This is a genomic window from Rhizobium tumorigenes (assembly GCF_003240565.2).
GTDB lineage: Bacteria > Pseudomonadota > Alphaproteobacteria > Rhizobiales > Rhizobiaceae > Rhizobium > Rhizobium tumorigenes.
In genome coordinates this window covers 1635201-1659119 of record NZ_CP117255.1, presented here as the reverse complement: position 1 = coordinate 1659119, position 23919 = coordinate 1635201, and the positions used below count along the sequence as shown (strand labels likewise).

The 23919-nt window shown below is 61.9% G+C and carries 20 protein-coding genes and 2 tRNA genes; 12 read left to right on the top strand and 10 right to left on the bottom strand.

Annotated elements, in window-relative coordinates; genetic code table 11:
* Nucleotides 1-54: 54 nt before the first annotated feature.
* The 4 genes from secDF to PR017_RS08225 all read left to right on the top strand — a co-directional run bounded on the left by secDF (nucleotide 55) and on the right by PR017_RS08225 (nucleotide 4390).
* Nucleotides 55-2604 carry a protein translocase subunit SecDF gene (secDF, locus tag PR017_RS08240; RefSeq protein ID WP_111221758.1) on the top strand — a complete coding sequence of 850 codons (2550 nt, stop codon included), beginning with the start codon at nucleotides 55-57 and terminating at the stop codon, nucleotides 2602-2604.
* On the top strand, nucleotides 2604-2993 hold the full coding sequence (locus PR017_RS08235) for an Mth938-like domain-containing protein (RefSeq protein WP_111221759.1): 390 nt from the start codon (nucleotides 2604-2606) through the stop codon (nucleotides 2991-2993). The genes secDF and PR017_RS08235 overlap by 1 nt, the downstream gene beginning before the upstream one ends.
* 9 nt (nucleotides 2994-3002) lie before the next feature.
* Nucleotides 3003-3857 (top strand): phytoene/squalene synthase family protein, encoded by an 855-nt coding sequence (locus PR017_RS08230; RefSeq protein WP_111221760.1) that lies wholly within the window; start codon nucleotides 3003-3005, stop codon nucleotides 3855-3857.
* A gap of 71 nt (nucleotides 3858-3928) precedes the next feature.
* A complete protein-coding gene (locus PR017_RS08225; protein ID WP_111221761.1) occupies nucleotides 3929-4390 on the top strand; it encodes a hypothetical protein in 462 nt (153 codons plus the stop codon).
* Here the strand turns inward: PR017_RS08225 and trmFO are convergent.
* The 3 genes from trmFO to PR017_RS08210 all read right to left on the bottom strand — a co-directional run bounded on the left by trmFO (nucleotide 4381) and on the right by PR017_RS08210 (nucleotide 6533).
* Nucleotides 4381-5826 (bottom strand): methylenetetrahydrofolate--tRNA-(uracil(54)-C(5))-methyltransferase (FADH(2)-oxidizing) TrmFO, encoded by a 1446-nt coding sequence (gene trmFO, locus PR017_RS08220; protein WP_111221762.1) that lies wholly within the window; start codon nucleotides 5824-5826, stop codon nucleotides 4381-4383. The genes PR017_RS08225 and trmFO overlap by 10 nt on opposite strands.
* Before the next feature lie 128 nt (nucleotides 5827-5954).
* The gene (locus tag PR017_RS08215) at nucleotides 5955-6098 is read right to left on the bottom strand and encodes a DUF1127 domain-containing protein (RefSeq protein WP_111221763.1); all 144 of its coding nucleotides are present in this window, start codon (nucleotides 6096-6098) and stop codon (nucleotides 5955-5957) included.
* Nucleotides 6099-6386: 288 nt separating this feature from the next.
* Complete coding sequence (locus tag PR017_RS08210; RefSeq protein ID WP_111221764.1) at nucleotides 6387-6533, bottom strand: DUF1127 domain-containing protein; 147 nt, start codon at nucleotides 6531-6533, stop codon at nucleotides 6387-6389.
* Between the two features lie 742 nt (nucleotides 6534-7275).
* Between PR017_RS08210 and PR017_RS08205 the strand changes: the two genes are divergently transcribed.
* The 4 genes from PR017_RS08205 to tig all read left to right on the top strand — a co-directional run bounded on the left by PR017_RS08205 (nucleotide 7276) and on the right by tig (nucleotide 10873).
* Nucleotides 7276-8379: a DUF2157 domain-containing protein gene (locus PR017_RS08205; RefSeq protein WP_111221766.1), complete on the top strand. Its 1104-nt coding sequence runs from the start codon at nucleotides 7276-7278 to the stop codon at nucleotides 8377-8379.
* Nucleotides 8376-8978, top strand: a complete 603-nt coding sequence (locus PR017_RS08200; RefSeq protein WP_111221767.1) for a GDYXXLXY domain-containing protein — start codon at nucleotides 8376-8378, stop codon at nucleotides 8976-8978. The genes PR017_RS08205 and PR017_RS08200 overlap by 4 nt, the downstream gene beginning before the upstream one ends.
* Before the next feature lie 142 nt (nucleotides 8979-9120).
* Nucleotides 9121-9205, top strand: a tRNA-Leu gene (locus PR017_RS08195).
* Nucleotides 9206-9394: 189 nt separating this feature from the next.
* The gene (tig, locus tag PR017_RS08190) at nucleotides 9395-10873 is read left to right on the top strand and encodes a trigger factor (RefSeq protein ID WP_111221978.1); all 1479 of its coding nucleotides are present in this window, start codon (nucleotides 9395-9397) and stop codon (nucleotides 10871-10873) included.
* A 740-nt stretch (nucleotides 10874-11613) separates the two neighbouring features.
* Here tig and sthA read toward each other — a convergent pair.
* From sthA to phaC, 6 genes are all read right to left on the bottom strand, one after another.
* Complete coding sequence (gene sthA, locus PR017_RS08185) at nucleotides 11614-13020, bottom strand: Si-specific NAD(P)(+) transhydrogenase (protein WP_111221768.1); 1407 nt, start codon at nucleotides 13018-13020, stop codon at nucleotides 11614-11616.
* A gap of 103 nt (nucleotides 13021-13123) precedes the next feature.
* Nucleotides 13124-13726 (bottom strand): dual specificity protein phosphatase family protein, encoded by a 603-nt coding sequence (locus tag PR017_RS08180; protein WP_206423216.1) that lies wholly within the window; start codon nucleotides 13724-13726, stop codon nucleotides 13124-13126.
* 198 nt (nucleotides 13727-13924) lie between these two features.
* Entirely contained in the window at nucleotides 13925-14767 is an 843-nt protein-coding gene (radC, locus tag PR017_RS08175) for a RadC family protein (protein ID WP_111221769.1), read from the bottom strand.
* 3 nt (nucleotides 14768-14770) lie between these two features.
* Entirely contained in the window at nucleotides 14771-15607 is an 837-nt protein-coding gene (gene map, locus PR017_RS08170) for a type I methionyl aminopeptidase (RefSeq protein WP_111221770.1), read from the bottom strand.
* Between the two features lie 9 nt (nucleotides 15608-15616).
* A complete protein-coding gene (gene sfsA / locus PR017_RS08165) occupies nucleotides 15617-16360 on the bottom strand; it encodes a DNA/RNA nuclease SfsA (RefSeq protein WP_111221771.1) in 744 nt (247 codons plus the stop codon).
* Between the two features lie 57 nt (nucleotides 16361-16417).
* The gene (gene phaC / locus PR017_RS08160; protein ID WP_111221772.1) at nucleotides 16418-18262 is read right to left on the bottom strand and encodes a class I poly(R)-hydroxyalkanoic acid synthase; all 1845 of its coding nucleotides are present in this window, start codon (nucleotides 18260-18262) and stop codon (nucleotides 16418-16420) included.
* 153 nt (nucleotides 18263-18415) lie between these two features.
* On the opposite strand from phaC, the gene PR017_RS08155 reads away from it, so the two are divergent.
* The 4 genes from PR017_RS08155 to recJ all read left to right on the top strand — a co-directional run bounded on the left by PR017_RS08155 (nucleotide 18416) and on the right by recJ (nucleotide 23572).
* Complete coding sequence (locus PR017_RS08155; protein WP_240539100.1) at nucleotides 18416-18823, top strand: hypothetical protein; 408 nt, start codon at nucleotides 18416-18418, stop codon at nucleotides 18821-18823.
* 223 nt (nucleotides 18824-19046) lie between these two features.
* Nucleotides 19047-20267 (top strand): LL-diaminopimelate aminotransferase, encoded by a 1221-nt coding sequence (locus tag PR017_RS08150; RefSeq protein ID WP_111221773.1) that lies wholly within the window; start codon nucleotides 19047-19049, stop codon nucleotides 20265-20267.
* A gap of 53 nt (nucleotides 20268-20320) precedes the next feature.
* Nucleotides 20321-21646, top strand: coding sequence for a homoserine dehydrogenase (locus PR017_RS08145; RefSeq protein ID WP_111221981.1), 1326 nt, complete (start codon nucleotides 20321-20323; stop codon nucleotides 21644-21646).
* 117 nt (nucleotides 21647-21763) lie between these two features.
* Nucleotides 21764-23572 carry a single-stranded-DNA-specific exonuclease RecJ gene (recJ, locus tag PR017_RS08140; protein WP_111221774.1) on the top strand — a complete coding sequence of 603 codons (1809 nt, stop codon included), beginning with the start codon at nucleotides 21764-21766 and terminating at the stop codon, nucleotides 23570-23572.
* A 58-nt stretch (nucleotides 23573-23630) separates the two neighbouring features.
* On the opposite strand, the gene PR017_RS08135 is transcribed toward recJ, so the two are convergent.
* Nucleotides 23631-23705 (bottom strand) — tRNA-Glu (locus tag PR017_RS08135).
* Nucleotides 23706-23919: the final 214 nt, after the last annotated feature.

Sequence of the window (23919 nt, the reverse complement as noted above, 5' to 3'; positions counted from 1 at the left end):
ACGGGCGGCCGGCCGTCCGGCCGCGTCGCGACGAATAGTAAAGTCGAGAACGCCATGCTGCAATTCTCCCGCTGGAAGACAATCCTCGTTTGGCTTGCCGTCGTTGCCAGCGTCCTCGTCGCACTTCCCAACCTGTTCAGCGACCGCCAGCTCGAGCGTTTCCCGAGCTGGCTGCCGCACCACAAGGCAATCCTCGGTCTCGACCTCCAGGGCGGATCGCGGATCTCGCTGAAGATCGAGCGCGACGAGATCGTCGCCGCCCGGCTGCAATCGACGATCAACGATGTCGCCCGTCGGCTGCGTGATGCGAAAATTCCCACCGTCGATCTTTCCGGTACCGTCCAGACCATCACCATGCACCTGACCGACGTCGGCCAGATGGCGGCGGCAACCGATGCACTCAAGCCTTTGACCGACAGCGTCGGCAGTTCGGCCACTGGCGGTTCAATCCGCGAGGCGACCGTCGTCCCCGGCGATGGCGGCCTGATTACCGTGGCACTGACAAACGAAGGCATCGCCTTCCGTACTGCAGAGGCGCTAGACCAGTCGATCGAAGTGGTTCGCAGCCGCGTCAAGCAGGTCGGCCGCCGCGAGCCGCTGATCCAGCGGCAGGGCAACGACCGGCTCATCGTCGAGGTGCCCGGCCTGACCGATCCCCAGCGGCTGAAGACGCTGCTGAACCAGCCGGCCAAGCTGACTTTCAACATGCTGGATACCAGCATGCCGGTGCAGACGGCGATCGACACCCAGCCACCGGCAAATTCCGAAGTACTGTATTCACAGGACGATCCGCCGGAAAGCTACCTTGCCTTCAAGCGGCCCGTTGCCAACGACCAGAGCATCATCGCCGCCGAGCCGATGCTGGATACCCAGACCAAGCAGAATGTCGTGACCTTCCAGCTTGACGCGAAGGCCACCCAGGCATTCGCACAGGCGACGGCGAAGAACGTCGGAAAATCCTATGTCGCCGTGCTTGACGACCAGGTGATCTCGGCGCCGCTGATCAAGCAGCCCGTGACCGATGGCAAGGGCATGCTGGCAGGCAATTTTTCGCCCGAGGGGGCTGCCGATCTGGTTATCCTCCTGCACTCCGGCTCGTTGCCGGCAACGCTGACCGTCGTCGAGGAGCGCACTGTCGAGCCCGGGCTCGGCGCGGATTCCGCCCGGGCCAGCATCATCGCCGGCATCGTCGGCGCGCTGGCCGTGGTTGCCTTCATGGTGTTCTTCTATGGTTCGCTTGGTGGTTTCGCGACTGCGGCGCTGGTCTTCAACATCATTCTTATCATGGCGATCCTCAGCCTTTTCCAGGCGACGCTGACCTTGCCCGGTATCGCCGGCATCATCTTCACGATGGGCCTGGCGGTCGATTCGAACGTGCTGATCTATGAGCGTATACGCGAAAAGCTGAAAGGTGGGACGCCGTTCGTGCAGGCTTGCGAAAGCGGATTTGCGCGCGCCTACACGACCATCATCGATGCCAATGTTACGACCCTGATTGCCGCTGCCATCCTGTTCTCCATGGGGAGCGGTCCCGTGCGCGGCTTTGCCGTGACGCTCGGGATCGGCATCATCGCGTCGCTGTTTACGGCTTTCACGCTGACGCGCTGGCTGATTGCTATCTGGATCAAGCGCCGCCGGCCCAAGCATTTGCCGAAGGGTGTGCGGACTGCTGTCTTCGACGGTGCCAATATCCGCTTCATGGGCATCCGCCGCTATACTTTCACGATCTCGGCCGTGCTTTCGGTGCTGTCGATGATTGGTTTCTTCTCGTTCGGCATGCATCTCGGTGTCGATTTTACCGGCGGCTCGCTGATCGAGGTTCGTGCCAAGCAGGGCAAGGTCGATATCCCGGATATCAAGACGCGGCTCGGGCAGCTGAATATCGGCGATGTGCAGGCGCAACCGATCAGCAATGCGACCGGTGCGCTGATCCGTCTGCAGTCGCAGGATGGCGGCGAAAATGCCGAGCAGTCGGCGGTCACGCTGGTGCGTGGCGAATTGCAGGACAAGTACGAGTTCCGCCGTGTCGAGGTGGTGGGTCCGGCAATCTCGGGCCAACTGACGAGGGCGGGTACGTTCGGCGTGATGGCCTCCCTGGCGGCGATCTTCATCTACATCTGGGTGCGGTTTGCCTGGCAGTATGCGCTGGGCGCGATTATCGCCACCCTGCACGATATCATCCTGACCTTCGGCCTGTTCGTTGTCACCGGTATCGAATTCAACCTAACGAGCATCGCAGCGGTGCTGACGATCATCGGCTATTCGCTCAACGATACCGTCGTCGTCTACGACCGGATGCGTGAAAACCTCAGGCACTACAAGCAGATGCCGTTGCCGATCCTCATCGATGCGTCGATCAACCAGACCCTGTCGCGCACCGTGCTGACGGCGGCAACCACATTGCTGGCGCTGCTGGCGCTGTCGATCTTCGGCGGCGAGGTCATCCGCTCGTTCACCTTCGTGATGTTCTTCGGCGTTGCGGTCGGCACCTTCTCGTCGATCTATATCGCCGCACCGGTGCTGATCGCCTTCAAGCTTCGGCCGCGCGGTGTGCAGCCCGGTCCGCAGCCTGATGTGCCGCCAGCCGGCAAGGCGGTGGCCTGATGGCCCGTGGCATAGAGATCCGCTCCGCCCATTTTCCCGGCCGCGCGCCGATCGACGTCTATGGCAATGGCGGCTTTCGTTTTGCCGACATGTCACATCGCGGCTCGATCCTCTGCCTGCCGTCTGGCATCTACGGCTGGGACATGACGGCCGCCGATGCACTGACGCCGGATCGCTTCCAGAAGGTCATCGATGAGGCTGCCGAGATCGAATTCCTGCTGGTCGGCACCGGTGACGACATGCGACCCTTGCCGCAGGCGCTGAAGACGGCGTTTCGCGATGCCGGCATGTCGTCGGATCCGATGAATACGGGAGCAGCAGTGCGGACCTTCAACATCATGCTGTCCGAATCGCGGGCGGTTGCCTGCGCCCTGATCGCCGTCGACTAGGGGCCCGAGATGGCGGCAGCGCTTCGCAGCAACGAGGAGATCTGCCTCGCCACCCTTCGCGACACCGATCGCGACCGTTATCTCGCGTGCCTGCTGTCGCCGGAGGACAAGCGCCGGCCGTTGGCCGCACTTTATGGTTTTCATGCCGAACTTGCCCGCATTCGCGATCTGGTCCACGAGCCACTGCCCGGCGAAGTGCGACTGCAATACTGGCGCGACCTGCTCGAAGGCCAGTCGCACGGGTCGACCGAGGCCAATCCTCTGGCGTCGGAGTTGTTGCAGGCAATCGAGGCACACAGGCTGCCACGCGCCACGCTGGTCAACATGATCGACGCCCGGATCTTCGATCTCTATGACGACCCGATGGAAAACCGGAATGCCCTCGAAGGCTATGCGGGCGAGACCGCATCGGCGCTGATACAGCTGGCCGGCCTGGTGCTGTCGCCGTCCGATGCCGTCCGCTCGACCGATGCTGCCGGCCATGCGGGCGTCGCCCAGGCGATCGCCGGCTGTCTGCTGCTGATGCCGCTGCATCGCCATCGTGGCCAGCTCTACCTGCCGCTGGAAATCCTCTCCGCCGTCGGGCTCGACCGTGACAGCTTTCTCGCGGGCAAGGATATCTCCCGGATCACCGCTGCCATCGACGCATTTGCAGGTCTCGGGCAGGAGCATCTGGCCAAAGCCCGCGCCTCAGCGCCCGTCGCACCCGGCCTCATGCCGGCCTTCTTGCCTGTTGCGCTGGCAGGGCCTATCCTTCGCAAGGCGCAGAAACTCGGCGCCGGCATTCTCGATCGGCCGATACAAGCGTCGCAATGGCGTCGCCAGCTCGTCATGGCCGTCGCCGCGATGCGCGGAAAGTTCTGACGCCCGTCAAACTCGCGCAAGTCTCGCGCGCTATGCGGCTTCAACGTACTCGTCCTTAAGGGAGAATCGCCATGGCAATGTTTATCTGGTTGGCGATCTTTGTTGCTGTCGTAGGTTTCGGGTTCTACGCCACCCGCATGGTGGCGCAGGACAAGGAAGAGAGCCTCAACGACCTCGGTCTCGCCATCCTCGAATTCGGCCGGGCCTTCCCGACCGAGGCGATCCGCCAGCTGCAGAAGACGAGAGACGGCAAGGCGCTGTTCGTCCGCCTGCACGACAACAAGGCGGGCTTCATGAAGGATCTCGGCAAGCATTTCGCCTGCCACGTGATCGAGCCGGGCAGGGCGCGGGTGCGGGATGCAGCCGACCATCGCCGCATCACCATCGATTTCCTCGACGTGCCGCATCACAACGGCACTTACGAATTCACCTCGGCAAAGGAGGCTGCCGAGGTGTCGCTGTGGCTGCTCGGCAACTATATCGCGACCGATGATCTCGTCCTGCCGGAAAAGACAGCTGCCAATCAGCCCTGAGCGGCCATGGCCTCGACTGGTTCGGCAGCCGGCTCAAGACCGAGCCATTGAGCGCAATTCGCCAGCGCTCTCTTTGCCACCAGCTGCCGCTTCATGATCGTCTTGTCCTTGCCGCGAAAGCGCTTGATGCCTTCCGGCTTGACGATCGAACCGGGTTCGAGCTCCGGGAACAATCCGAAATTGATGTTCATCGGCTGGAACGAGCGCTTGCCGGGCTCCTCGTCACTGACGATATGGCCACCGGTAATGTGGTTGAGAAGTGCGCCGAGCGCAGTGGTGGCCGGCGGCAGGCTCGGCGTTTTCCCGAGGCGTTCAGCAGCTGCGAACCGTCCGGCGAGAAGCCCGATGCTGGCACTTTCGACATAGCCCTCGCAGCCGGTGATCTGTCCGGCAAAACGCAGGCCCGGCCGCGACTTCAGCGCCAGCGAGTGATCGAGCAGCACCGGCGAGTGGATGTAGGTATTGCGGTGAAGGCCGCCCAGGCGGGCAAACTCGGCATTCTGCAGGCCGGGGATCATGCGGAAGATATCCGCCTGCGCGCCATATTTCAGTTTCGTCTGGAAGCCGACCATGTTGTAGAGCGAACCCAGCGCATTGTCCTGGCGCAACTGGACGACTGCATAGGCCTTGACAGTCGGGTTGTGGGCGTTCGTCAGCCCCATCGGCTTCATCGGCCCGTGGCGAAGCGTCTCGCGACCGCGCTCGGCCATGACCTCGATCGGCAGGCATCCGTCGAAATAGGGGGTGCCTTCCCATTCCTTGAAGCCGACGGCGTCGCCGCCGATCAGCGCATCTATGAAGGCATTGTACTGGGCTTCGTCCATAGGACAGTTGATGTAGTCCTTGCCGTCACCGCCGGGGCCGACCTTGTCGTAACGAGACTGGAACCAGCAGATATCCATGTCGATGCTGTCGCGGTAGACGATCGGCGCAATCGCATCGAAGAAAGCCAGCGCATCGGCGCCGGTTTCCGCCTGGATCGCGGCCGCAAGGCCCGGCGCGGTCAATGGTCCCGTGGCGATGATCGCCTGATCCCATTCCTTCGGGGGCAGTCCGGTGATTTCCTCGCGAACGACGGTAATCAGCGGGTTGCTTTCGACTTCCCGCGTGACATCGGCGGCAAAGCCGTCACGGTCGACGGCGAGTGCGCCGCCGGCCGGCACCTGGTTGCGATCGGCGCAGGCCATGATCAGCGAACCGGCCAGCCGCATTTCCGCATGGATGACGCCGACGGCATTGCTGGTGGCATCGTCGGAGCGGAAGGAATTGGAGCAGACGAGTTCTGCGAGGTCGTCGCCCTTATGAGCATCGGTGCCGCGAACGCCGCGCATTTCGTGCAGGATTACCGGTATACCGGAGGCTGCGATCTGCCAGGCGGCTTCCGAGCCTGCAAGGCCGCCGCCGATGACGTGGATGGGAGATAGGGTTGTTTTCATGGGCGGCTGAATAGCACGATGGCTCGCCGCTTCCAATCACCCGGAATCAAAAACGCCAGAATCAAAAACTTCAGAATCAAAAACGGCGCCACCCGGGCGCCGTTTTTAGAAGAACGTTCCGTAGACTATTAACGGAACGAGCGGTTGGCAATGTTGCGGATTTCGTAGCGGCTGATGCCGATGTCGGAGAGCGTCTGGTTCGACAGGCTGCCGAGTTCGCTCAGTGTGCGGCGGTAGGAAATCCAGCTCTTGGCAATACGGATCGGGTTCATGGTGGTATCCTCGGTTCTATCAGGTTTGAGACAGGCTTGATTGCCGTGTCATCGGTTGACCTCTATATAGGCGATAGACCGAAAAATGTGCAGTGCAATTAAAAGGCTACTGCCATGCGTTTGTGCACTACGCCGCATAAATAACAGTCGCGACTTAAAATTTAGGCGACAAAATAGCGTAGGTTTCAGTGACACGGCGCCGGTTGATAAAAGACAAAAAAGAACGCCCGCCGCGGGATCCGCAACGGGCGTTGTAAGGCTATCGCAGGTGGCGATGCCAGGGTCTACTTAGCGACCAGTGGCTTCGCGGGCAACGCGGTGGATGTCAGAACGGTCGATGCCGAGGTCGTGCAGTTCGCGTGTGCTCATGCGGCCGAGTTCGGTAACGGTCTGACGATACTTGCGCCAGTTGTTGTAAGAGCGTGTGATGTTCATGGTAAGCCCCTTTCCGAGGGTTTGATCCGCCAGCAGCAATCGTTTGCGCTGGCTTCTTTCTACTGAGGCTGAATATACCGCATGCCGCGAAAACCAAAAGCGTCAATGCATCATGCCACCCATGCGTAAGACGCATTGCTTGCCACTATTTGCACCATGATTGGTTATAAAATGTGCGCAATTGTCGCATTGCCAGAAATGCAGGGTGCGTGGGTGCGGCCGGCGTGGGTCGCCATTGGCGATTCGCTCAGCGTCGGCCGCCTGAGCTTGTCAGGGATGCCCGGAGGGCGGGCTTGTGACGGAAACAACAATGCCCGCAGCGGGAGGAGCTGTGGGCATTGTTTGCTTGGATCAGCAAGGGATGGGGGAGGATTGCCGATCAATCGGAGCAGCCGGGGAGGACGAGCGGCTCCGAAACGTCACGAACTCGGTCTGCGTGTCAGTCTGCGTTCTATTGGTCGGTGGCTTGGAGTTGTCAACGAGCCCCGCTTTCACGGGCGTGATCTCCGGGTTTACTCTTCTACAATCGATTGTCAGGCATGCTGCTGTTGCATATCTGATTGCTCAAGCCTGCATTCCATTAGCCGAGTATAATGTAGCGATCCTAACGGAGCGTTAAATTTCGACGCATCCTGATGTCGTGCAGCGAAAAGGCGAAGCTTGCCAGCATTTGCCACCTGCCACATTTGGTCGCTATAGAGAATGGCGAGGCGGATGGCGCCGGGTGCAGCATGAGGCAGTAATGTATCGCGGCAGACTTCAGAGAGATCTCGGTGGCTGGGTGGACAAGGGCTTGCTCGCGAGCGACCAGGCAACCGCCATCATGGCAGATTACGACAGCCGTCCGGCGAGCTTCAGTCTAGGCAGTGTTCTCTCGGTGCTGGCAGCGCTGCTGGTGGCTGCGGCCATCCTGCTGCTGGTTGCTTCCAACTGGGAGGAAATACCGAGGTTGGTTCGGGTCGTTGGTTGCCTGCTGCTGATCTGGGGCTTCTATCTGTCCGGTGCCGCCTTCTCCTCCCGCAACCAGCCGTCGCTGGCCGCCGCCATGCTGCTGCTGGCAACCCTGAGCTTTGGCGGCGCCGTGTCGCTGGTGGCGCAGATGTATCATCTCTCGGGCGACGAGATGACGATGGTGCTGATGTGGTTCGGGCTTGCCTGCCTCTCGGCCCTGCTGTTTCGCTCGGGAAGCCAGGTCGTGGTTGCCGGCTTTCTCGCCTGGGCTTATTTCGCGCTCTATCTGGAAAATAATCTTTCGAACTGGATCGGCTGGTCGCCATATGCGCCGCCGATGATGGCCGCCATCGTGCTGGCGCTGATCTATTATACCGGCGCCGGGCGGGCACGGCATCTGGTCTATCTGCTTTTGATCGGCTGGCTGACCTGGATCTATTCCCTGAACGACGGGTTGGGGATGGCGGTGCTCTACACAGTTATCGGGCTTGTCGCCTTCCTGTGCGTCGGCGTTCCGGTTTCGCCGCTGGCAAGGATGCTGCGCACTGCCGGGCCGACGCCGGCCTTCTATACATTCTGCATTGTCGCCATCGGTCTTCTGCTGCTGCATATCGAGATCGTCAGCGGACCCCGCCTCATTGCGCTGGGACTTGCCACCCTTGCCATCGCGGTCGGCGCCATCGCTCTTTGCGGGCGGGACAACGGCGCGGTGCGCTACACCGGTTATCTGGTGTTTGCCGGGGAGATCCTGTTTCTCGCCTCCGAAACCATCGGCTCGATCATCGGGACGTCGGGTTTCTTCCTGGTTGCCGGACTGCTGGTTGCGGTCGTCGCATGGCTGGTGATCCGCGTGGAACGCCGCTTTGCAAGCCCATCGCCGGAGGTCACGCCATGAGCTTTCTGATCGATGCCGCCAGTGAGAGCCGGCCGTTCGCTCGCCGCGCCTATATCGCTGCCATCGCATTGGCGCTGCTGCAGACCGCTGTGATCGGCACCATGATCGTCAGTCGCGCGACGATCCTGCGAAACGGCTCCGAGGTGCTGCTGAAGGCATCGCCGGTCGATCCGCGCGATCTTTTGCGTGGCGACTACGTCATCCTCAACTACGATATCTCGAATGTGCCGGTGTCGACGCTGGTGGGCGAGCGGCCTGGCGTCGCGGGCGAGCAGACGCTTTCGGTGCGGCTGACGAAGCAGGCGGATGGCTACTGGGGCATCGCCGAATCATCCTTCGCGACGCTGGCGCCCAAGGACGGCACTGTCGTGCTTGCCAGCAAGCCCTTCGATTATCGCCCGACGGCCGATACCGCGACGATCCGGGTCGATTACGGGATCGAGAGCTATTACGTGCCGGAAGGCGAGGGGCACAGGCTCGAGCAGGCGCAGCTGGACGGCCGGATGGCCATCTCCGCCAGCGTATCGCCGGGCGGCACGGCACAGATCAAAGCGCTGCTTCTCGACAACAAGCCTGTGTATGAAGAGCCGCTATACTGAGCGTTTTCGAACAAAATCGGGGATTGCCCGATCCTGTCCGCACAACTGTCATTTTTCCTTTGCGCGGTTTGAAACGGGTGATATAGAGACGCCGCGCTCCGGAAGGCCTCATGCGTAGGCATTGCTATGCGGTTTTAGGGACGCGGGTATGGTGAAATTGGTAGACACGCCAGATTTAGGTTCTGGTGCCGCAAGGCGTGGGAGTTCAAGTCTCTCTACCCGCACCAAGGCTGCTTTGCTGCCGGGGGAGGCTGATACAGTCTCATCCGAAGGCTTGCGAGAAGACGCGCCATTTTGCCTCCTGCAAAATGTTTGAGAATTGCATGAAAAGCCACGCCCGGTCGTCGGTCCGGCGTCGTGCTCATTGAAACGAACGGCTGTCTGGGCACCGCCGCTACGAAATGAAGGTTGAGAAAATGCAGGTTATCGAAACGCTGGCTGAAGGGCTGAAGCGCGAAATCAAGGTCGTAATTCCGGCCAAGGACATGGAAGGCCGCATGAACGAGCGCCTTGCAGAGGTCAAGGACAAGGTCAAGATCAACGGCTTCCGTCCCGGCAAGGTCCCGCCAGCGCACCTGAAGAAGATGTACGGCAAGTCGATCATGGCCGATCTCGTCAACGAGATCGTTCGCGACCAGCCGGCGCAGATCCTTACCGGCCGCGGCGAAAAGTCTGCCACCCAGCCTGAAATCGCGATGACCGAAGACAAGGACGAAGCCGAGAAGATCCTCGCTGCCGAAGCCGACTTCGAATTCACGCTGTCCTACGAAGTCATCCCTGCGATCGAACTGAAGCCAGTGAACGGCATCAAGGTCATCCGCGAAGTCGCCGAGATCGGCGAAGACGAAGTGACCGAGCAGATCATGAAGATCGCCGAGAGCGCTCGCACCTACGAGACCAAGGAAGGCCAAGCTGCCGATGGCGACCGCGTTACGCTCGATTACCTCGGCAAGGTCGACGGCGAAGCCTTCGAAGGCGGCAAGGATGAGAATGCCGAGCTGATCATCGGCTCGAACCGCTTCATCCCCGGCTTCGAAGAGCAGCTCGTCGGCGTCAAGGCTGGCGACGAGAAGGTCATCACGGTCACCTTCCCGAGCGAATACCCAGCCAAGAACCTGGCCGGCAAGGAAGCCACCTTCGACCTGACGATCAAGGACGTGGCCTCTGCTGCCGCCACCGAGATCAACGACGAACTGGCCACCAAGCTCGGCCTCGAATCGGCCGATCGCCTGAAGGAAATCGTTCGCGGCCAGATCGAAAGCCAGTACGGCTCGGTCACGCGTCAGAAGGTCAAGCGCCAGATCCTCGACCAGCTCGACGAGATGTACCAGTTCGACACCCCGCAGAAGCTCGTCGAAGCCGAATTCGAAAGCATCTGGCGCCAGATCCAGACCGATCTCGGTGAAAGCGGCAAGACCTTCGAAGACGAAGACACGACGGAAGAGGCAGCCCGCGCCGAGTATCTGAAGCTTGCCGAACGCCGCGTCCGCCTCGGCCTCGTTCTCTCCGAAATCGGCGAAAAGGCCGGCATCGAAGTCAGCGAAGACGAACTGCAGCGCGCGCTTTACGAACAGCTCCGCCAGTTCCCGGGCCAGGAAAAAGAAATCCTGGAATTCTTCCGCAACACGCCCGGCGCATCCGCCAACCTGCGCGCGCCGATCTTCGAAGAAAAGGTCATCGACCACCTGCTCTCCGAAGTCGACGTGACGGACAAGACGGTCACCAAGGAAGCGCTGCTCGCCGAAGACGACGACAGCACCGAGAAGAGCGACGGCAAGAAGGCACCGAAGAAGAAGGCTGCCAAGGCAGACGCTTCCGAAGCCGAGGGCGAAGAAGCCGCTCCGAAGAAGAAGGCCGCTTCGAAGAAGAAGGCCACCGACGACACCGCCGAGTGATTTTCGGAACTCTCTGCAAGTTTTGGAGGCCCTGCCGCTCGCGGCGGGGCCTTTTTGCGTTTGGGGCAACGCGTTGCATAGGGTGTGGCGCCACCCCCCTCTGTCGGCGACGCCGACATCTCCCCCACGAGGGGGGAGATCAGCCGATAGGTCGCGGTTTTACCAGAAGGGCGTTGTGAGTTCGGTGCTGGTTTTGCAAAAAAAAGTTGCCCCAGCCAATCTCCCCCCTGGTGGGGGAGATGTCACGCAGTGACAGAGGGGGGCTTGCTGGCGCGGCGCTAACCGACGTCAATCTTGCCTCTTCCGAGATTTCGCTTCCCATCTCCGATAAATAGGAATATATTCCAATCGTCCCGATGTCGCTGTCAGGCGTGACAGTTTCAGCGGGGCCGGTTTGGGGATGGGGCAGGACGCAGGCTGCTTTTCCGACCGTAGGTAAGGTCACCTCCAGGGGAACAGCGTGGCGAATGGGCTGCGAAAGACCCCTTGTGTGCAGAGATGCAGACGCACCTGTCAGCCGCTCGAATGGGAACGGCTGGCGGGTGCGGAGGGTCCCACCCGGCGGTATCAGGCCGGACGGGAGGCGCTGAGAGGTGTCACTTAGAAACTCAATCCACTATCACTGCGAGGCAGCTTTCAGCGCCTGTTCCGGACTTTCCGCTCGATCCCACCGATGGATTCCATCGCGTGGTTTTTTCCGCGATGGTTAGGTTCAACCGGTTTCAGCCGGTTGAAAACCCTCAAAGCTCCGACTTGATGTCGCCCATGCGGTTGCCTGCATCGAGGCCTGCGATCTTGTAGGCTTCGGCCAGCGTCGGGTAGTTGAAGGTATTCTCAACGAAATATTCGACGGTGCCCTTTAGGTTGAGCACGGCCTGGCCGATATGGACCAGCTCGGTGGCGCCTTCGCCGACGATGTGGACGCCGAGCAGGCGGCGGGTCTTCAAGGAGAAGATCATCTTCAGCAGGCCGGTATCCAGCCCCATGATGTGGCCACGCGAGGTTTCGCGGAAGCGAGCGATGCCGCATTCGTAGGGGATGCCGCGTTCCTTGACCTCTTCCTCGGTGAGGCCGCAGGTGGAGATTTCCGGCACGGCGTAGATGCCGTAGGGGAAATATTTCTGCGGCTCCTTGGCGATGGCGCCGACGGCGACGCGGGCAGCGATGCGGCCCTGTTCCATCGAAGTCGAGGCGAGGCTCGGAAAGCCGATGACGTCGCCGGCGGCAAAGATGTGCGGCACGCTGGTGGCAAAGGTTTCCGGGTTGACCGAGAGGCGGCCGCGGCTGTCAGCCTCCAGGCCTGCGGCCGGCAGATTGAGCTCGTCGGTGGCGCCCATGCGCCCGGCGGCAAACAGCACCATGTCGGTCACCAGGCGGCGGCCGCTGCCGAGGGTGACCTCGACCTTGCCGTTTTCGAGCTTCTCCACCTTGTCGGCTTTTTGGCCGAGCAGCAGCTTCATGTTGCGATCGCGCAGCTGGTAGGTGAAATCCTCGACGATCTCCTTGTCGATGAAGTCGAGCATCGTCGATTTCGGATCGAGAAGAGTGACCTGCGTGTCAAGGGAGGAGAAGATCGTCGCGTATTCGATGCCGATGACGCCGGCGCCGATGACGATCAGCGAGCGCGGCAGCGTTTCCATCTCGAGGATTTCGTCGCTGTCGAGCACGGTCTGGTGGTCGAACGGCATGTAGCTCGGGCGGAAAGGTTTTGTGCCAACGGCAAGCAGGATGCTGGTTGCCGTCGCCCGCACGACCTCGCCGTCGTCCTTGGTAATTTCGATCGTGCGCGGATCGACGAAGCTCGCCTTGCCGCGAACGTGCTGGACGTGATTGCGGGCAAACTGGTGCTCGAGCACCTCGACCTCGTGGTCGAGGGTGATCAGCAGGCGGCGGCGCAGGTCCTCGGCGCTGATCTGCTGCTTGACGCGGTAGGCGCGGCCGTAGAAGCCGCGTTCCCGCCAGCCGGACAGGTTGAGCGCCGTTTCGCGCAGTGTCTTCGAAGGGATGGTGCCGGTGTGGACGGAGACGCCGCCGACGCGCTTGCCCTGCTCGATGACCAGAACCGTCTTGCCGAGCTTGGCAGCCTGAATGGCGCCTCTGCGGCCAGCCGGACCGCTGCCGATAACAATAAGATCGTATTGGTACATCGAATGGCCCCGCAGGATTGAATGCGAATCAGTGGTGCGTCGCACAATATACGCAGTTCAATCGGTACCGGAGCAGTGTTACAGATTGTCTAACGGCGGACAATCACGAATTGGAGAGGCCGAGCCAGGGTTCGAGCTTTTCGAAGGTCTCGTCCATCGGGTAGGCGGCGCTGATCGGCAGCGAGACATGGCCGTAGATGATCGACATCTGGCCTTCGGCAACCTTCTCCGTTGTCTTGTCGATCGCCGCAAGATAGAGGGCGGTGGCAAGCCCCGTGCGGTCGGCGCCGGCCTGGCAATGGATCAGCAGCGGCTTCGGTGCATCGCGCATCAATTGCACCAGTGTTGCCGCCTGCTCCTGCGTCAGCTCGTGGCGCGAGGACATGCGGAAGTCGATGTGGTTGATACCGAGTTCCTTGGCTTCGGCAACTTCGGCATCGTACCAGCCATGGCCGGCATTCTCGCCGCGCAGGTTGATGATCGTCTTGATGCCATACTGCTTCTGCAGTGCGGCAATCGTGGCAGCAGAAGGCTGCGACGAACGGTAGAGTTCGCCTGAAATGACCGGATGGAAATTCGTGGTCCAGATCATATGGGCATAGAAGCCGCCGATCAGGGCGAGAAGGGGCAGGACCCCATACATGAAAAATCCCCGCGCCATCAGGCGAAGGGATGAAAAGCGGCGCGGCGAAGCTGCTGTCAGCATGGTATCTCCGGGCGCCGGCTCCATAGGCCCGGCGAGGTGAAAGCGATCGGTTTTCCCGCACCTCTCGAGCATCCGGAGATGCCGCGATCTGCAGTATCGCCGTTCTGCCAGACCAGACTGACAGCCACCTGAAGAAACTATGATGAAATCGTGACAGGGCACGCCGAAACGTGGGCGCCGGTGAGGGTCCTGCTGGCCTCAGATCAGCCGCAACCCCTTGAAGCTCGCATGGCCGTCCTTGCCGATGATGATGTGGTCGTGGACGACGATGCCGAGCGGCTTGGCGGTATCGACGATGGTCTTGGTCATGTCGATGTCGGCGCGCGACGGGGTCGGGTCGCCGGAGGGGTGGTTGTGGACGAGGATGATCGCCGTTGCCGACAGCTCCAGCGCCCGCTTGACGACCTCGCGCGGATAGACCGGCGTATGGTCGACGGTGCCGCGTCCCTGCACCTCGTCGGCGATCAGCGTGTTGCGCTTGTCGAGGAACAGGATGCGGAATTGCTCTCGGGTTTCGTAGGCCATGGCACTGTGGCAGTAATCGATGACGGAGGACCAGGAGGCCAGCACCTTCTTGCCACGGATCTCGCTTTTCAGCATGCGCTGGGCGACTGAGGCCATCAGCTTGAGATCAAGCGCCACCGCCTCGCCGATGCCGTTGACCTCCTGCAGCAGCGCAATCGGCGCGCCCATGACGCCGCCCAGCGTCTGGAAGCGGTCGATCAGCGCCTTGGCGATGGGCTTCGTGTCGCGGCGCGGAATCAGCCGGAACAGCAGCAGTTCGAGGATTTCGTAGTCGGCCAGCGCCGCATCGCCATTTTCCCGGTAGCGCGTCCGCAGCCGTTCGCGATGACCGTGGACATGGGCCATGGGGTCGGCCTTCTGCAGGTCGATGGGTTTTCGCAGCTGGGCGGTCTTGGCCGGCTGCTCGGCAAAGAACATCCGTTCGTCGAACAGCGCCGGTTCGCTATCGCCCGGTATGGCCTCGCTGTCTGGTGATCTCTCGCCATGTCCGTTTTCCAGACCGGGGCGCTTGGCCATGGTTCACCCTTGATAAGGAGGAAGGCCCGGCCGATCGAGCCCGGCGGGCGACAGCGTAAAGATCTCGCAGCCCGTCGAGGTAACGCCGACGGTGTGTTCGTACTGGGCCGAAAGCGAGCGGTCGCGCGTCACGGCTGTCCAGCCATCGGCAAGCACCTTGACGTGCGGCTTGCCGAGATTGATCATCGGCTCGATGGTGAAGATCATCCCTTCGCGCATCTCGGGGCCATCGCTGGCGCGGCCGTAATGCAGGATGTTGGGCGAATCGTGAAACAGGCTGCCAACGCCGTGGCCGCAGAAATCGCGCACCACCGAGCAGCGCTCACCCTCGGCATAGGTCTGGATCGCCTCGCCGATGGCGCCGATGCGGGCGCCCGGCTTGACCGCCGCGATGCCGAGCATCAGCGAGTGATAGGTGACCTCCAGCAGTCGTTCGGCCGAACGCTTGATGACACCGACCGGGTACATGCGGCTGGAATCGCCGTGCCAGCCGTCGAGCACGTAGGTGACGTCGATGTTGACGATATCGCCTTCGCGCAGGCCCTTGTCGTTGGGAATGCCGTGGCAGACGACGTGGTTGATCGAGGTGCAGCTCGACTTGGTATAGCCGCGATAATTCAGCGTCGCCGGGTAGGCGCCGTGGTCCATGCCGAATTCGAAGACGAAGCGGTCGAGCACGTCGGTGGCGACGCCCGGAACGACGAGGGCAGCCATTTCGTCGAGGCAGCGTGCCGTCAGCTGGCAGGCCTTGCGCATGCCGGCAAAAGCATCGTCTCCGTAGAGACGGATGGCGCCGGTATTCTTCGGCGATGCCGTCGCTGCTTCGATATAGTTCACCATGATATGCCTTCAGTCTACAATTGCCGTTTGAGTTTGTAATGCAGCTATGCCGGGTTCGTCCATGGGGATCAATCCTGCGGCCGTGATTTCGAGCGGCGATATCGAGCATTTGAGCGCAAAGGCCTCGACGCCGCGCTGCCGGGCCCTGAGATAGGCGCGGCCGTACTGCGGATCGAGGTCATCGCAGATCCGGAAGCGGGTGCAATCGTCGCGCTGTATGACGTAGAGCATCACTGCGCGGTGACCGAGTTCCACCATGTCGCCGAGTTCCTCCAGATGCTTTGCACCCCGGGAGGTCACCGAATCCGGAAATTCCGCGAGGCCGGGCGTGCGGGCGAAGTGGACGTTCTTGACCTCGACATAGGCTGGCGCCTTGCCGGGAGCGGCCAGCAGCAGGTCAATACGCGAATTGCGCCCGTATTTCTGCTCGCGGCGCAGATCGGGATAGGTGCCGAGATCGGCAACGAGGCCGGCGCGGATGGCCTCCTCGGCAAGCCGGTTGGGCAAGGCGGTGTTGACGCCGACGCGCGTTCCGTCTGCCTCGATCAACTCGAAGACATAACGGTATTTACGCGTCTGGCTGTCGTGCTCGGAGAGCCATATCAGCGACCCCGGTGTCGTCAGGCCGCGCATCGAGCCGGTGTTGGGGCAGAAGCCGGTGACGATGCCGCCGCTCTCCAGTTCGGCGTCGAAGAGAAAGCGCTTGTAGCGGGCAATCAGCCGGGCCGGCACGAGGGGGCGTTCGAACAGCATTGCGATACTCTGTGGGGAGGGTGGCCGTTGGCCGTCAGGTCTTGTGAACGAGGCCCGTCAGGTCTTCTGCATCACAAACGAGCCGGGCGCCGGCTCGAGGGGGACCGGCGAGTGGTTGCCGGGGATGCGGGGGACGACCCTTGTCGCATCGAGTGTCTCGATCCACGTCTGCCAGTGCGGCCACCAGGAGCCGGCGGTCTCCCTGGCGCCAGCCATCCAGCCGTCGAAGTCTGCGCCCGAAGGACCCTCGGACCAGAACTGGTACTTGCGCCTTTCTGGCGGATTGACGATGCCGGCGATATGGCCGGAGCCGGCGACCACGAAATCGACCGGGCCGCCGAAGAACGAGCCGCCCAGAAAAACCGATTTCGCCGGTGCGATGTGGTCGTCGCGGGTAGCGAGGTTATAGACAGGAATGGTGACGTCCTTGAGCGATAGCGTCTTGCCGTCGATCACCATGCGGCCCTGGCTCAGCGTATTATCCAGATAGCAGTTGCGCAGGTAGAAAAGGTGATTGGCCGCTGCCATGCGGGTCGAATCGCCGTTCCAGTAGAGCAGGTCGAAGGGCAGGGGTTCCTGGCCCTTCAGGTAGTTGTTGACGAAATAGGGCCAGATCAGCTCCGAGGCGCGCAGCATGTTGAAGGCGGTCGCCATCTTCGAGCCGTCGAGATAGCCGGACAGGCTCATCTGCTTTTCCAGCGCCTGCAGCTGGTCCTCGTCGACGAAGACCTTGAGATCGCCGGCATGGGTGAAGTCGACCTGTGAGGTCAGGAGGGTCAGGGACTTGACGCGCTCGATGCCTTCAGCCGCATGCAGCGCCAGTGCCGACGACAGCAGCGTGCCGCCGACGCAGTAGCCGATCGCATTCACCTCGGTTTCGCCGGTCGCGGTCTCGATCGCGTCCAGTGCGAAGTCTATGCCCTCGTGAATGTAGTCTGCCCAATCTTTCTCCGCATGGCGGGCATCCGGGTTGACCCAGGAAATGACGAAAACCGTGTGGCCCTGGTCGACGCACCACTTGATGAAGGATTTTTCCGTGTTGAGGTCGAGGATGTAGAACTTGTTGATCCAGGGCGGGCAGATCAGCAGTGGACGTTTGAAGACCGTCTCGGTTGCCGGCTCGTACTGGACGATCTGGCAGAGCTCGCTCTCGGCCACCACCTTACCCGGCGTCATGGCCAGGTTGCGGCCGATGGCGAAGTGGCTGAGATCGGTCTGGCGCAGCTTCAGGTCGCCGCCGCCGGCACCGATGTCGTCTGCCAGCATCTTCATGCCACGCACAAGGTTCTCCGCATTCGAGGCGACGGTCTCGCGATAAAGTTGCGGGTTGGTGGCGATGAAATTGGCGGGCGAGATCGCCGCCATGATCTGCCTGACATAGAACGAAGCCTTGTGACGGGTGTGCGCGTCGAGCCCCTCGGCCTCAGTCACCAGCGTGTCCGCCCAGTCGGAAGTCACGAGGTAGGTCTGGCGGAGGAAGTCGAAGAAGGGATTGCTCTGCCAGTCATCGCCGGAGAGCCGCTTGTCCTTGATCGGCGCTTGCGGCGGCGGTTCGCTTTGCGGTTCCGAAAGCCGCTGCATCGATTGCGTCCACAGGCCAAAATAGCCGGACAGGAGCTTGGTCTGCGCCTCGAAGCTGCGCTGGGGGTCGGACATCCAATAATCCGAGACGGTCGACAGCGTCTTGACCATGTCGGTCATCGAATCATTGCCTTCGACCCGCTCGCCGCGTTCGCGCGGGGCCAGCCAGGCGGACGCAGCCTTGCCGAGATTCTCCAGGGCACGGGCGAAATTCAACGCCATCGTCTCCGGATCCTTGACGATATAGGGATCCGCCGATGCCGCGTCGAACGCGGATTTGGCCGGTTCGCCCTTGCTATCGTCCCGTTTGCTGTCGCTCACGCGTCATTCTCCGGCGGCGGTGCTGCTCTCATTTCCGTTTGTACATCGCCCGGGAAATGGAATACAAGTTCCAATGACAGGCACGCCTGCTCTTGCTTTGCTGGGACGACGAATTTAACAGTCGTTCCGGGCAATGCGGGACCGGGCAGGATAATGATGATAGGCAGCGGCATAGTGGCAAGTTTCTACCGGTATTCCGTGGTCTTCGGGCTCGTTGCGCTGACACTGACCGGCTGCAAGACCATTGCCGAAAAGCAGGCGGAAGATGCCCGCAAGCGCGCCGCTCCGACTGCCGTGGTGATGAAGACGGGCAAGGGCGAACCTGCCGCCAAGACGCTAGAATACGGCAAGGACGGCTATCCTACCTTCAACGGCCCGCTCACGTCCGCCAACGTCCAGATCGCCGATCCGCAGGCGCTGGATATCCGCAAGCAGCTGACGGCCGCCGGCGCCGCGCGTAATTCCGGAGCGATTACCCAGGCGCAGTACGACGCCAAGGTCGCTGAGATGCGCAAGCTGCAGGCCGAACAGCAGCAGACGCTCTCGGATCTCCAAAAGTAACCTTGTGCAAAAGCCCATTTGCACGCAAAGGGTTCAATCAAGAAGCGTTTGCATGTATCGTTCGGGTTTGAGGCGGCAAGTGTGCCGTGCTCGCCCCAAATTCACCGCATCACTCGCGTCAAACGAGAATATGGCGCCGCGATCCTGAGGTTCGTATCGCGGCTGCCCGGAGACAGACGAACTTCATTGCCGCCTCGATCACCGCCGTCCCATGGGGGAAGAAATGGAAGAGTTTCATAAAGTCCGTCGCCTGCCGCCGTACGTCTTCGAACAGGTCAACCGTTTGAAGGCCAGCGCACGAGCGGGCGGTGCCGACATTATCGATCTCGGCATGGGCAACCCCGATCTGCCGACCCCGCAGTCGATCGTCGACAAGCTCTGCGAAGCCGTGCAGGATCCGCGCACCCATCGCTATTCCTCGTCCAAGGGCATTCCAGGCCTGCGTCGCGCGCAGGCCGGCTATTACGCCCGTCGTTTCGGCGTCAAGCTGAACCCGGACACGCAGGTCGTGGCGACGCTCGGCTCGAAGGAAGGCTTTGCCAACATGGCGCAGGCAATCACCGCGCCCGGCGACGTGATCCTCTGCCCGAACCCGACCTATCCGATCCATGCCTTCGGCTTCCTTATGGCTGGCGGCGTCATCCGCTCGATGTCGGTCGAGCCGGACGAAAGCTTCTTTCCGCCGCTGGAGCGGGCCGTCAAGCACTCGATCCCGAAGCCGATCGCGCTGATCCTCAACTATCCGTCCAACCCGACCGCCTATGTTGCGACGCTGGATTTCTACAAGGACGTCATCGCCTTTGCGAAGAAACACGACATCATCGTGCTGTCGGACCTTGCCTATTCGGAAATCTATTTCGACGACAACGCCCCGCCGCCTTCGGTTCTCGAAGTGCCCGGGGCCATCGATGTCGCCGTTGAGTTCACCTCGATGTCGAAGACCTTTTCCATGCCCGGTTGGCGCATGGGTTTTGCCGTCGGCAACGAGCGGTTGGTTGCAGCGCTGACGCGGGTGAAATCCTATCTCGACTACGGCGCATTCACGCCGATCCAGGTGGCCGCGACCCACGCGCTGAACGGCGACGGGTCCGACATTGCCGAGGTGCGCTCGATCTACAAGCGCCGCCGCGATGTGCTGGTCGAGAGTTTTGGCAAAGCCGGCTTCGAGATCCCGCCGCCGGCAGCAACGATGTTCGCCTGGGCAAAGATCCCCGAGAAGTTTCGCCATCTCGGCAGCCTGGAGTTTTCCAAGTTGCTGGTCGAGAAGGCCGACATTGCGGTTGCGCCCGGCATCGGCTTCGGCGAGATGGGTGACGACTATGTCCGCATCGCGCTGGTGGAAAACGAACACCGCATCCGCCAGGCGGCGCGCAATCTGAAACGCTTTCTATCGACGGCAGACGAGACCATGCACAACGTGATCTCGCTCAACGCCCACCGCTAACTTCAAGGGCAGCCGCCATGCGGCTGCCGCTTCGTGACATATCAGGATCGATCATGGCAGATGCCCTCAAAATCGGCATTGCGGGCTTGGGCACCGTTGGTGCCTCGCTTGTCCGTATCATTCAGCAGCGCAGCGCCGAGCTGACGGCCACCTGCGGGCGCCCGATCAGGATCGTCGCCGTCTCGGCGCGGGATCGCAGCAAGGATCGCGGCATCGATCTCGATGGCGTCGAATGGTTCGACGGTCCGGTCGATCTCGCCCACAAGGCCGATATCGATGTCTTTGTCGAACTGATCGGCGGTTCCGAGGGCGCGGCCAATGCATCGGTGCGCGCGGCGCTGGCTCGCGGTCTGCATGTGGTTACCGCCAACAAGGCGCTGCTTGCCTATCACGGCGTCGAATTTGCCGAGATCGCCGAGGAGAAGGGCACGCTTTTGAACTTCGAAGCGGCCGTCGCCGGCGGCATTCCGGTCATCAAGGCCTTGCGCGAGTCGCTGACGGGCAACACGATTTCGCGCATCTACGGCATCATGAACGGCACCTGCAATTACATCCTGACGCGGATGGAGAAGGAAGGCCTGTCGTTTGCCGATTGCCTGAAGGAAGCCCAGCGGCTCGGCTATGCCGAGGCCGACCCTGCCTTCGACATCGACGGCAACGATACGGCGCATAAACTGGCGATCCTGACGACGCTCGCCTTCGGCAACCGCCTTGCCGCCGACGACATCTATCTCGAGGGCATCTCCAACATCTCCATCGAGGATATCCGGGCTGCCGCCGATCTCGGCTACCGGATCAAGCTGCTCGGCGTTGCCCAGCGCACCGAGACCGGCATCGAGCAGCGCGTTCATCCGACGATGGTGCCGCTCGATTCAGTCATCGCGCAGGTTGACGGCGTGACCAATGCGGTGGCGATCGAATCCGATATTCTCGGCGAACTGCTGATGGTCGGCCCCGGCGCCGGCGGCAATGCCACGGCATCGGCCGTGCTCGGCGATATCGCCGACATTGCCAAGAGCCAGCCCGGCACGCAGCGCGTGCCCGTGCTCGGCCATCCCGCCAAGTCGCTCGAGCCTTACCGCAAGGCGCAGATGCAGAGCCATGAGGGCGGCTACTTCATTCGTCTCAGCGTGCAGGACCGCACGGGCGTCTTCGCCAGCATTGCCGGCCACATGGCGGAAAACCATATTTCGCTGGAATCGATCGTCCAGCGCTCCAAGCAGCACGTGTCGCCGTCCGACCAGCAGACCATCATCCTCGTCACTCATGCGACCATGGAGGATTCGGTGCGCAAGGCGGTGGCGGCGATCAAGACCGATGGCTATCTTGTCGGCGAACCGCAGGTCATCCGCATCGAGCGCCCGAAGCACGAGCAGTGAGGCGACCGCAATTTCCGTGGACGCGCCTCCTGCTTGCGATAATCTGCCCCGAAAGCACGCCAGGCCGCGCCCTGATGGCCGGCTTCTGCGAATGAAAGAACGGATCCGGCCAATCTGATGGGACCGATCGAAGCGGCAGACCCCGTACAGCGGGCATTTCTGGGGGTGGAGCGTTCGGCCGGCGGTAACCGCTGGGTGTCGCGGCTCGACCAGGCCGGACAGAACCGGGCACTGGCGATGGCCCAGACCCACGGGATGGCGGACCTGATCGCCCGCGTGCTTGCCGGCCGCGGCGTCGGTCTCGACGAGGCTATGGCTTTTCTCGATCCTACCATTCGCGGCCTGATGCCCGATCCGCACCGGCTGACGGATTGCGAGAAGGCTGCCGAGCGGCTGCTGCAGGCCGTCAAGACAGGCGAGAGTGTCGCTGTATTCGGCGACTACGATGTCGACGGTGCAGCCTCCTCGGCGCTGATGTACAAATTCCTGAGGCACTTCGACGTGCCGGCGACCATCTATATCCCCGACCGGATCTTCGAAGGCTACGGCCCGAACCCGACAGCCATCAACCAGCTGATCGACAACGGTGCGAGGCTGATCGTCACTGTCGACTGCGGCTCCACCAGCTTCGAATCGCTGGATGCTGCCAAGGCGCGGAACATCGACGTCGTCGTCATCGATCACCACCAGGTCGGCGACGCGCTGCCGCATTGCCATGCGCTGGTCAATCCGAACCGCGAGGACGATCTATCGGGGCAGGGCCATCTCTGCGCTGCCGGCGTGGTCTTCCTTGTGCTGGTGGCGACGTTGCGGCTGCTGCGCCAGTCCGGCGATCTCAGAGCCGGCAATATCGACCTGCTTGCCTGGCTCGACATCGTAGCGCTTGCCACCGTCTGCGACGTGGTGCCGCTGAAGGGGCTGAACCGCGCCTATGTGGTCAAGGGCCTGCTGGCTGCCCGCCACCAAGGTAATCCGGGGCTGGCGGCGCTGTTCCGCAAGGCGGGGCTCGGCGGCCCCGTTACGCCCTACCATTTCGGCTTCATGATCGGCCCGCGCATCAATGCCGGCGGCCGCATCGGCGATGCCGCGCTCGGTAGCCGGCTACTGACATTAGAGGACGCATCGGAAGCCGACGTCATTGCCGAGAAGCTCGACGAGCTCAACCGCGAGCGGCAGGCGATGGAAGCGGTCATGCTGAAGGAGGCCGAGGCGGAAGCGCTGGCCGAATACGGCAACGGCGAGGGTGCTGCCGTCATCGTTACCGCCCATGACAACTGGCATCCGGGCATCGTCGGGCTGATCTCGTCACGGCTGAAGGATTCGTTCCGCCGGCCGGCCTTCGCCATCGCCTTCGATTCGCAGGGCAAGGGCACCGGCTCCGGCCGTTCGATCAGCGGCTTCGACATGGGCAAGATGGTGCGCGCCGCCGTCGATGCCGGGCTGCTCGTCAAGGGCGGCGGTCATGCAATGGCTGCCGGCCTGACGGTCGAACGTGCCAATCTCGGCAAGCTGCGGGCTTTCTTTGCCGAGCGGGCCGAAAAGCAGGTGTTCGGGCTCGTCGCCGATTCGACGTTGAAGATCGACGGCGCGCTGGGGGCGAGCGGCGCCACGGTCGAACTTGTCGATCAACTGGAAACTGCGGGACCGTTTGGCTCCGGCCACCCGCAGCCGATTTTCGCCATACCCAGCCACCGCCTGCGCGATTCGCGACTGGTCGGCCAGAACCATATCAAGGTGACGCTCGAGGCAATGGATGGCGGCCGCCTGGAAGGCATTGCGTTCCGGGCCGCAGAGACGCCGCTCGGCGACCTGCTGCTCGGTTCACGCGGAGCACAGCTGCACGTCGCGGGAACGCTGGGTGCTGACCACTGGCAGGGTGCCCGCCGCGTCCAGCTAAGGGTCACGGATGCCGCCAAGGCGCCATGACAGAAGTTGCCTGTAGTGACGCGCGGAAGCAGTAATTTCGAATTTTGGGGAAAAGCAGTGGTACGCCCTAGGGGAGTCGAACCCCTCTTTACAGAATGAAAATCTGTCGTCCTAACCGATAGACGAAGGGCGCAATCACTGTGGCGCCCTTATAGTCAGGCCATTCCGATCCCGCAAGCGCAAAATCGTCACAAATCCACAATGAAAAGCGGTTTTTTGAGCGGTGTTTGGAGGCGCGCGATTTGCAGTGGCTCGCGGCCTCGGAGAGGCGAGCGCTCTTTGCGAGACGATAATTTGCTATCGTGGTGGAAACGCCGAATACGAGAAGGCAGGCGCTCACAGCGGCA